Below are 7,038 nucleotides of genomic sequence, written 5' to 3' on the forward strand. Positions count from 1 at the left end.
TCACCGAACCTCACTTCAGACAACGCCATGCCCCCTCCCGACTTCGACGCCGTCCGCGCTTATCTCATCGACCTGCAAGAGCGCATCTGCGCCGCGATTGAACAGGCCGATGGCCGGGCGCGCTTCACCGAGGACGCCTGGACGCGCGACCCCGGCGAGGTACTACTGGCAGGCGCCGGCCGTACACGCATCCTGCGCGAGGGCGCGGTGTTCGAGCAATGCGGCATCGGCTTCTCCGATGTCTCCGGCCGCCAGTTGCCGCCCTCGGCCACCGCCGCGCGGCCGGAACTGATTGGCGCGGCCTGGCGCGCGACCGGCGTGTCGCTGGTGTTCCACCCGCGCAATCCGCACATTCCCACCACCCACGCCAATGTGCGCCACTTCCGCGCCGTCAAGGATGGCGAGACCGTGGCCTGGTGGTTCGGCGGCGGCTTCGACCTCACCCCGTACTATCCGCACGACGAGGACGTGCTGCACTGGCACCGTGTCGCCCGCGCGCTGTGCGAACCGTTTGGCGGCGAGGCGCGCTACGCCGCGCACAAGCGCGCGTGCGACGATTATTTCTTCCTCAAGCATCGCGGCGAGACGCGCGGCGTCGGTGGGCTGTTCTTCGACGATCTGCACGACGATGCCGAAGCCGATTTCGCCTACCTGCGCGCGGTCGGCGACGGTTTCCTCGACGCCTATCCGCCCATCGTCGAGCGCCGCCGCGACACGCCTTTTGGCGAGCGCGAACGCCAGTTCCAACTGTATCGGCGCGGCCGCTACGTCGAATTCAACCTGGTGTTCGACCGTGGCACGCATTTCGGCCTGCAATCGGGCGGGCGCACCGAATCCATCCTGATGAGCCTGCCGCCGCTGGTGCGCTGGGAATACGGCTACCAGCCGGCGCCAGGCAGCGCCGAAGCGCGCCTGGCCGACTATCTGCGCCCGCGCGACTGGCTGCGCGAGCTGGCCTGAGGCGGACGCCTCAGCGAATCACGCCGCAGGCGATGCGCTTGCCGGCATTGCCGGCCGGCTGCGAGTGGTAATCGTCGGGATCGGCGTGGACGACGATGGCCTTGCCAAGCACGTCGTTGGCCGCGCCGGTACCCAGGCTGACGCCGGCGAAACGGGCATCGACACGGGCGATACCGTTGCTGTCGGTCTGCAAGTTGGCCTGGTCGCCCAGATGGTGCATGCCGCCGTGCTCGATACTGCCATGCGGCTGATGGGTCGGATTGAAATGCCCCCCGGCGCTGGCGGCGTCGGCGGCGCTGCAATCACCCTTCTCGTGAATGTGGAAAGCATGCACGGCATTGGGCTTGAGGCCGCTGACGCTGCCGCCGACATGAACGCCATCGCCCATCGCCGCCACTTTGAGGACGCCGCCGACCTGGCTGCCGGATTTCGATTGCAGATGCGCGGAAGCCGTTTGGCCGGCGGACGGGGGATTGCTCGCGCAGGCGGCCAGCGACAGCACGGCAGCCAGTGGAACAAGGCGAAGGACGATGCGATTCATGGGAGATATCCTCGACAGGGGGCTCCAGCCTAGTCCAAGAAGTGTTCAGGCGGCATTGACATGTTCTATTCGAAATCCCTTTATTTCCGCCGGCCGCGCGACGCGCCCAGTTTGCGGGTCAGGGTGTTTCGGCCCAGCCCCAGCCGTTCCGCCGCCCGCCCCCGGTGGCCGTCGCTGGCGGCAAGCGCGGTTTCCAGCAGTACGCGGTCGAAGCGCGCGCGCGCTTCGGCGTGCAGATTTTCACGGCCGGCATCGAGCTCCATCGCAACCCAACCGGCCAGCGCCCGCTCCCATCCCGCGCCATCGACACGACCGGCCATGCTCAGCTCACCGAGATCGGCCACGCCGATACGCTCGCCCGGCGCCATCGCCACCAGCCGCCAGCACAGGTTTTCCAGCTCGCGAACATTGCCCGGCCAATCGTGCCGGACAAGTCGCTGCAATGCCGCCTTGGCGAACGATTTCGGCTTGAATCCCAGCTTACGCGAGGCGGCGGCGAGGAAATTCTCGGCCAGCGGCGCGATGTCCTCGCGGCGCTCGCGCAGCGGCGGCAGGTCGAGACGCACCACGTCGAGGCGATGCAGCAGGTCGGCGCGGAAGCGGCCTTCCTCGACCCCTTTCTCCAGCGGCTGATGGGTGGCGGCGACGATGCGAACATCCACCCGGATCAGCTCGCGGCCACCAACGCGAAAGAATTCGCCCTCGGCCAGCACGCGCAGCAAGCGCGTCTGCAACCCGGCCGGCATGTCGCCGATCTCGTCGAGAAACAAGGTGCCGCCATCGGCCTGCTCGAAACGGCCGACGTGGCGTTTCGCCGCGCCGGTGAAGGCGCCGGCTTCGTGGCCGAACAATTCCGATTCCAGCAATTCGGCCGGAATCGCCGCGGTATTGAGCGCAACGAAGGGCGCGCCCGCGCGCGGTGATTCCGCATGCAGCGCGCGCGCCACCAGTTCCTTGCCGGTGCCGGTCTCGCCGGTGATGAGTACGTTGAGCGGGGCTTGCGCGACCCGGCCGATGGCGCGGAACAAGGCACGCATCGCCGGCGCGTGGCCGATCAACGCACCATCGGTGGCGGCGGTTTTTTCGCCATCGTCGTTGGCCGTCTTGGAGGCCGTCTCGCCGCGCTGCTCGTCCAGCGCGCGCGCGGCCAGCGCCACCGCGGCATCGAGATCGAACGGTTTGGAAAGGAATTCGTAGGCCCCGCCACGGAACGCGCCGGCGGTGGAAGCGACATCGGTATAGGCGCTCATCACGATCACCGGCAAATCGGGACGCGCGGCCTTCAGCCGTTCCAGCAACACCAGGCCGCTGTCGCCGGGCATGCGCACGTCGGTGAACAGCAGCATCGGCGCGCGTCGTTGCGGCAGGACGGCCTCGGCCTCGGCGGCGGAGGCGAACGCGCGCACTTCGTAGCCGGCCTCGCGCAGCGCGGTGGCCAACACGAAGCGCACGCCATGATCGTCATCCACCACCCAGATGCACTCAGCCATCGATGTTCTCCTCGTCCGGCAACGGCAGCAGCAGGGTGAACACGGTATGCCCCGGCCGCGAGCGGAAGCTCAAGGCGCCGCGGTGCTCGCGCGCCACTTGCTGCGCCAACGCCAGACCCAGCCCGCTGCCTTCGGCACGGCCGCTGACCAGCGGCAGGAATACCTGCTCGGCCAGTTCGTCGGGGATGCCGCGGCCGTCATCGACGATGTCCAGCCGCAACGCCAGCGCGTGGACTTGATCGGCGATGCGCACGCCGTGTTCGGCGCGGGTGCGGATGGCGACGCTGGCCGCGCCAGCCTCGATGGCGTTGCGCACCAGGTTCCACACGGCCTGGGTGAGACGGTCGCCGTCGCCGGTCATTTCCGGCAGGCTGGGATCGTAATCGCGCACCAGCCGCACCGCCCAGCCGGCATCGCTCTCGGCCAGCCTCAGCACGCGGTCGAGCACCAGATGCAGGTTGAGCGGCGTATGCGGATGCGCCGGCCGTGGCGACATCAGCCGGTCCAGCAACGCCGCCAGCCGGTCGACTTCCGACTGGATCAACGCAGTCAATTCGGCCGAAACCGCATCCGCCCGTTTGCGCGCGAGCAACTGCGCGGCCCCCTTGATCCCCGCCAACGGGTTGCGCAACTCGTGAGCCAGCCCTTTAAGGGCCGCCGCGACCGCCGCCGGCAACAAGCTGCCGGCCTCGTTGCCGGCGAACTCGTCCACCGGATGCGCCTCGACCCACCAGCCTCCGGGCCACGCGGCGAGCCAGAGATCGGCGAAACGCGCTTCGGTGACACCGGGTACCGCCATCGCCAAGCGGCGCAAACGCGGCGGGGCATCGGCCGGATCGCCCCTCAAGAGCGCCGACAAACGCTCGCCCTGCGCCTCCAGCGAAGCCAAGGGCTGGCCCAGCAAGCGCCGCCGGCCGACACCCAGCCAGCGCGCGAACGCCGGATTGCAACCGATGATCAAGCCCGCCCCATCACACCAGACCAGCGGCGTGGCGAGCTGGTCGGGATCGGGCGCGGGGATGGCGGCGGTGGCGGCATCGGGCATTGCGGCATTATGGGGGTGACGTATCCAAGGGGAAACCTGTTGCCCTTAGCTGCATCAAGCCCTATTTGTCCCTATTAACATCCGCTACAATGCTTAAATAAAATCCCACTTGTGTAGGCTTTTTTCTAAGGGTCAACTACCGACCTTTCAATTAACTCAAGATCCTCATCGGGCTCAATGAAATGAATTAATCCATACTTTGGCAAGTCGATCATTACACCTTTCTCCAGATAACCCCATTGTTCTTGGGGGTGTTCAGCGGTGTATTCACCACTATCAATCGAGCAAACTACACCCCCCCTTCATCGTCTCCCAAGCGGACACGATCTCCGACCCTCATATCTCTTCCGTCTAAATATTTCATACCAATTAATCAACAAAAGGTTCTGCTGGAATTGCGCCTACGGGAAGTGCACTCGGCGCTACCGCTCCAATCGGTTGCCAAAAATACTTAAAATATCTGGGAGAATTTCTCGGCGCTTTGTTCTCTCGCAAAAGATTGTGATGTGAACCTGTAATGCCATGTTCATGTTGTGGTCTAGTGGGGGTGTCTAAGGAGCGGAATCCAATGGTTCCTACCGGAACAATTCGACCGCTAATGGTACTGCACGGCGGACACGATTTCTCTTCTAGACACATAAGCTGTCCTGCCAGATTGCCAATAGATCCTCCTAACAAGCCGCAGCCCCCGGTCCGGTTGGACTACATACCAAACCACCACCAACCCCTCCCAGCATTCCACCTCCATATGCTCCAGTAGCACCTCTGTAAACCGCTCAACCAACTGCATATGCACCGACACAAACTTGATCTTTTCCTAAACCGAGGGAATCCGTAAAAATTGTGGGGTTGGATTCAACGCATGTGTAGGTCGATAGGCCTCCACTCAACCCAATCGGGTCGCTCTGCACGTCATTCGACTACCACGCCCTGCGAGCGAAGCTTTTTCTTTTCCCACTCATAGTAAGGCCGCATTTTTTCTGATATATCTTTGGGGCTTTCATTAATGAAGAACTTTTGTTCTTTGACCTCGTATTTCATGCCGCTCCTCTCCAAATAATACAGGTACATCTCCCGAGACTCAGGATCATTAATCGTTACATCAACCGTTCCGTTGCCGCACGCCGAGAGAATAAATAAAAAATAGACTATAATTAAACGATTCATTTGCATATCTCGCAGTATTGCTTCGCCCACCGCTCCAAAGCTGGCGCTTTGTATGGTCCCTCCCGTGGATCAAAAGGATATGCGGACTCGGGTGCATAGAGTGCCCGATTCAAGCTGTAATTGAACTCCGGCTTCCCAAACGTCGTTCCCAAGCAGACACCCTCTCTACCATCGTCCAGCGACTTGTCTCCCCAACGCATTTCGATATGTGTGGCACGAATGTACGAAATGTTTCCTTTCCCATTCGAGCAAGCATATGTGCAAGTCACGGTGTGCTTGGTTCTGATTCCTCCCCAAACATTCACTTCTGCGTGATTCCCAGTCCCTTGGTAATGTCCATTTGCTTTGAGTGGCATACAGCGGCACAGCCCCTTGGAATCGAACCACATAAGCGGATCACCTTCAACATAAGCATACGTATTCACCCCCCCCTTAAGCCCAATCGGGTCGCTCTGCACGTACCGCCCTGTCTGTGGTTCGTAATCCCGGAAGTAGTTGTAGTGCAGCCCCGTGTGTCGGTCGTAGCGTTGGCCAGGGAAGCATAGGTCGAACTCGTAGCGTTCGCCGTCGCCGTCCGGGTCTTCTTCCGGTGCGTCCGCGCCGAACGCTTCCCCCGTCAGCGGCCATCTCCATGTCGCCACGTTGCGCTTCGCATCGATGATCACTCTCGGTGTGCCCAGGTGGTCCGGTTCGATGTAGCCGATATTCGCTGCCGCGCCGCTGCCGTCAATCACGGCAATCGGGTAATTCTCCAGCCAGATCACCTGTTGCTTCGACAAGTTCAAGCTGTTTGGCTGAGCTGCTTCGCGCTCCAACGACTAAAGACAGATAAAATAAAAACCACTTATTTCTAAGTAAAAGGCGAATCCAGTCTAGGCTGGTAAGAATAACCAATCTGCAACTCGATAGAGCGGATAGATGGATAAGGAAAAAATAATTAAGCAGTAGATTGATGCAAATCGGCTTTTGCCCGAAAGCAGCGCCGATATCGATGTGATGAGGATCAATGCAGAGATAACAGCCGAGCACCTAACAACAACGTATCCATCCGCCGAGAACACAATTTTCTGAAAAGATGCCAACGCAAGAACCAAGATGATACCGAAAGAAAGCAAAGAATTAAAAATAAGCGCTACCGAAATATTCATTTACAACTCTCCTTACACTGCCCGTCACCATTTTGGGCAGCTCCCTTTACAGCTTTTTCCAAAGCATTCAAAAAACCTGAATTTAATAGACTATCCCAAAGACCTGACGGCTTCCATGGAGAGGTTTGCATATTAAAATACCCATAACCTTCCGCTGTTTCGTACATTTTACCACTAGGGGATACACCTTGCTGAACTATAGCCCCACGACACATTTGAGAACCGAATCCACCTGTGTATCCAGGACCAAGAAAATTTACCGAGCACCCCGTACTTTTTGAGGTGCAGCTATAGCCGCATTGTTTTGTACCATTAATATAATTACCTTCATTGGGCCTGCTCGCGATACAAGAAAACTCCTCGAGACCCAATGGATCAATGGCATTGACCGGATTCCCTCCGACATAGGCGTACGTATTCAATCCCCCCGCCAGCCCGATCGGGTCTTCCGCAATGAATCGCCCCATGTCAGGGCGGTAGTAACGGGCGCGGTAGTACATCAGCCCCGTCTGGTCGCGTTCACGGCCCGTGTATTGGTACGGGTTGCTGAAGCCCTGCGCGCTCTGACGCGCGTTGCCGTACGGGTCGTAGTCGTAGCGGTTCACCACTTGGCCCGCGGCGTTGGTCAACGCTCGCGTGCTGTTCTGGTGGTCGCTCAGGAAGTAGGTGCGGCCGATGGCTTCGTTT

General features: G+C 60.6%; 7 protein-coding genes. 1 reads left to right on the forward strand and 6 read right to left on the reverse strand.

The genetic code is table 11. The features are described from left to right. Window positions 1-27: 27 nt before the first annotated feature. Window positions 28-960 carry an oxygen-dependent coproporphyrinogen oxidase gene (gene hemF / locus EBB59_RS12170; RefSeq protein ID WP_122102424.1) on the forward strand — a complete coding sequence of 311 codons (933 nt, stop codon included), beginning with the start codon at window positions 28-30 and terminating at the stop codon, window positions 958-960. Window positions 961-970: 10 nt separating this feature from the next. On the opposite strand, the gene EBB59_RS12175 is transcribed toward hemF, so the two are convergent. From EBB59_RS12175 to EBB59_RS12195, 6 genes are all read right to left on the reverse strand, one after another. Continuing rightward, complete coding sequence (locus tag EBB59_RS12175) at window positions 971-1,501, reverse strand: superoxide dismutase family protein (protein ID WP_122102425.1); 531 nt, start codon at window positions 1,499-1,501, stop codon at window positions 971-973. A gap of 80 nt (window positions 1,502-1,581) precedes the next feature. After that, window positions 1,582-2,991: a nitrogen regulation protein NR(I) gene (gene ntrC / locus EBB59_RS12180; protein WP_122102426.1), complete on the reverse strand. Its 1,410-nt coding sequence runs from the start codon at window positions 2,989-2,991 to the stop codon at window positions 1,582-1,584. Next, entirely contained in the window at window positions 2,984-4,036 is a 1,053-nt protein-coding gene (locus tag EBB59_RS12185; RefSeq protein ID WP_122102427.1) for a two-component system sensor histidine kinase NtrB, read from the reverse strand. Before EBB59_RS12185 ends, ntrC begins: the two co-directional genes overlap by 8 nt. 912 nt (window positions 4,037-4,948) lie before the next feature. Continuing rightward, entirely contained in the window at window positions 4,949-5,077 is a 129-nt protein-coding gene (locus tag EBB59_RS14425; protein WP_281273247.1) for a hypothetical protein, read from the reverse strand. Window positions 5,078-5,199: 122 nt separating this feature from the next. Continuing rightward, complete coding sequence (locus tag EBB59_RS14490; protein ID WP_342769040.1) at window positions 5,200-5,982, reverse strand: RHS repeat domain-containing protein; 783 nt, start codon at window positions 5,980-5,982, stop codon at window positions 5,200-5,202. Window positions 5,983-6,347: 365 nt separating this feature from the next. Further along, on the reverse strand, window positions 6,348-7,038 hold a 691-nt coding region (locus EBB59_RS12195; RefSeq protein WP_245979305.1), incomplete at its 5' end, for an RHS repeat-associated core domain-containing protein.

It is taken from the genome of Solilutibacter pythonis (assembly GCF_003697345.1).
GTDB classification, from domain to species: domain Bacteria; phylum Pseudomonadota; class Gammaproteobacteria; order Xanthomonadales; family Xanthomonadaceae; genus Solilutibacter; species Solilutibacter pythonis.